3 protein-coding genes are annotated in these 2345 nt (G+C 28.0%); all 3 read right to left on the reverse strand.

What is annotated here, in order from left to right:
• Positions 1–158 precede the first annotated feature (158 nt).
• Positions 159–983, reverse strand: a complete 825-nt coding sequence (locus QZ146_RS08685; RefSeq protein WP_295723695.1) for a DUF4013 domain-containing protein — start codon at positions 981–983, stop codon at positions 159–161.
• An 11-nt stretch (positions 984–994) separates the two neighbouring features.
• A complete protein-coding gene (locus tag QZ146_RS08690) occupies positions 995–1741 on the reverse strand; it encodes a DUF4013 domain-containing protein (protein ID WP_295723697.1) in 747 nt (248 codons plus the stop codon).
• 250 nt (positions 1742–1991) lie between these two features.
• Positions 1992–2138 carry a hypothetical protein gene (locus tag QZ146_RS08695; protein ID WP_295723699.1) on the reverse strand — a complete coding sequence of 49 codons (147 nt, stop codon included), beginning with the start codon at positions 2136–2138 and terminating at the stop codon, positions 1992–1994.
• Positions 2139–2345 lie beyond the last annotated feature (207 nt).

A 2345-nucleotide genomic window follows, 5' to 3' on the forward strand; every position in this document is an offset into this window, starting at 1 on the left:
GAACGTTTGGATGAACTGGAATCATTAATTAAAAATAATAAAAAATAAGATATGGTGTATATCAATTAGTTCCATATCATTTTCTATTTTGCAATATCTGCTAATTTTACTTGTCAATTATGAATTTTCAGGTTTTTAAAGCCGAAGGGCTTAAAACATTAAACAATATCTGAATATAATAACCCAAGAGATCTTTGACTAAATAATTCCAGGTATGGAGTTACTATTATAAAAAGAATGGTTAAAACCGGTAACTGATTGCAGATAACTGTTAAAATAAACTGGATAACAGTCATAATCACGAAAAGTAATGCTGATAATAATATTAACTTGCCTACACCAATTCTTGATATGTCTCTTGCTGCTCCAACAATATTTAAAGCATTTTTTAAACTGCCGGTATGTGCCAATCTTGCCTCACCCATTGCCTGGAAGAATGAAAATATTAAAAATATAATCATACAGGCGGAAAGGGTAATAGATAAAGAAATTAACAATGGATAAGATGCGTGATAGATTGAACTGAATCCAGATATAACATCTCCTATCATAACACTGGAAAGAACTGTAATTATTCCTTGGATTATTGTTATAATGCTGCCAATAAGATTTGTAATAAATGCAACCGCTACAACAAGTAATGCCGGAATTATAAAGTAGAATATTGTGATAATGACTTTATTTAAACCGGTGCTTAAATTTTGCCACCAGTTAAAATCAGGTAATTTTTCTTCTAAGTCAATTCCGGATTTAATACATTGAATTGATATCTTCCTGGTGTTTAGTCCGATTATTATTGCAATTATAATGCATATTGCTCCGATTACTAAATTCCAAATGTCAAAAACGCCAAATATGCATGTTACTATTCCTTCAAAAGCAAATGCAGAGGATAATATCAAGAGAATTGCAAAAGTTGATAATGTTTCTAGGTTTTTTGATGGGAATATAAATGCATTCTTAAGTATATCTCTTAAATTCATAATTAACACCATTATATTTTAGCTATATCTGAGTATGTTAATCCGATAGCCCTTTGAGTAACTAATATTAAGTATGGAGTTAGTATACTATAAATAATTGTTAATAAAAACGGATAATACGCGAAGAGAGTTATAAAAATAATTCCTATAACTGCAATAATTACAATAACTAACAGAACTAATATAAGTACCCTAACAATACCAATTCTTATTATGTCTTTCAGTGCCCCAAAGATGTTTAAAGCCTCTTTTAAAGATCCGGTATTTGCTAATCTTGCTTCAGCTGCAAATTTCAAGATTGAAAAGATTATAAATAAAATTAAAGCAGCAGTAATAGTAATAAATAAGGAATTCAAAAAATTGGTTGCTGCGTGTGATAATGTATTGAGGGTAAAACCGGTAGAATTGCCGATAATACAATTGATTATCTGTGAAACAAATTCCCAGACAACATTTATGGCGTTGTCCCTGAGATGGGTACCATATCCCACAACTAAAACAATTAATGCAGGAATTATATAGTAAAATAATGTAACAACAAAATTATCGAAACCGGTCATAAAATTTTCATACAATTCAAAGCTGGGAACATTATCATCAAGTTCAATTCCGGATTTAATAACCCTGAGACGATAACCATAGAGTATAAATCCAATCATCATAGCAATTAAAAGATATATTCCTCCAATCAGGTAATCTTCTTCATTAATAAATCCGAATGAATATGTGACAATTCCTCCAATAACAAATCCTATCATCAAAACTGACAAAAGAAGATACATTGCAAATTTTCCAGTGTTTTTTGATGGAAATAAAAAAGCATCTTTAATTATTTATTCATGTTGAGCTCCTTTAATATTTTTATAAACAACTATAGTTGAAGTTATTTTAATCAGATAATATTTTTAATAATTAATTTATTTAAAATTTTAGAAATTCCCTGGTGATGGATATTAAAGCAATTAAAAAATATTGAAGTTATTATAAAAAAAGTTTAGGAAGTAGGAATTAAAATCCTAGTAGCCCTAATCCTATAAAAACAACAAGTAGAATCACTGCTATTTTGAATAATGTTTTTAATCCTTTCCACACTGCGTAGACTATTAAAAATATTATTAAAATCCTAATTATATTCATTATCATCATATCCATCATAATTTAACCTCCTATACGGATCCCTTTTATTCCCATTAGAATTCTCTCTTTTTGAAATTTGATTGAGTATAATGTATAATTGTTTCTTGTAGTTAAATGGGAAGAATATTTAAATTAAAAAATGATTGTTTAAAAAACTTAAAACTAAAAACAAATTAACAATAATTAAAAAAATGGAAAATGAGAGATAAAACTCTCATTGTTTTT

It is taken from the genome of uncultured Methanobrevibacter sp., from assembly GCF_905235195.1.
Lineage (GTDB): Archaea > Methanobacteriota > Methanobacteria > Methanobacteriales > Methanobacteriaceae > Methanarmilla.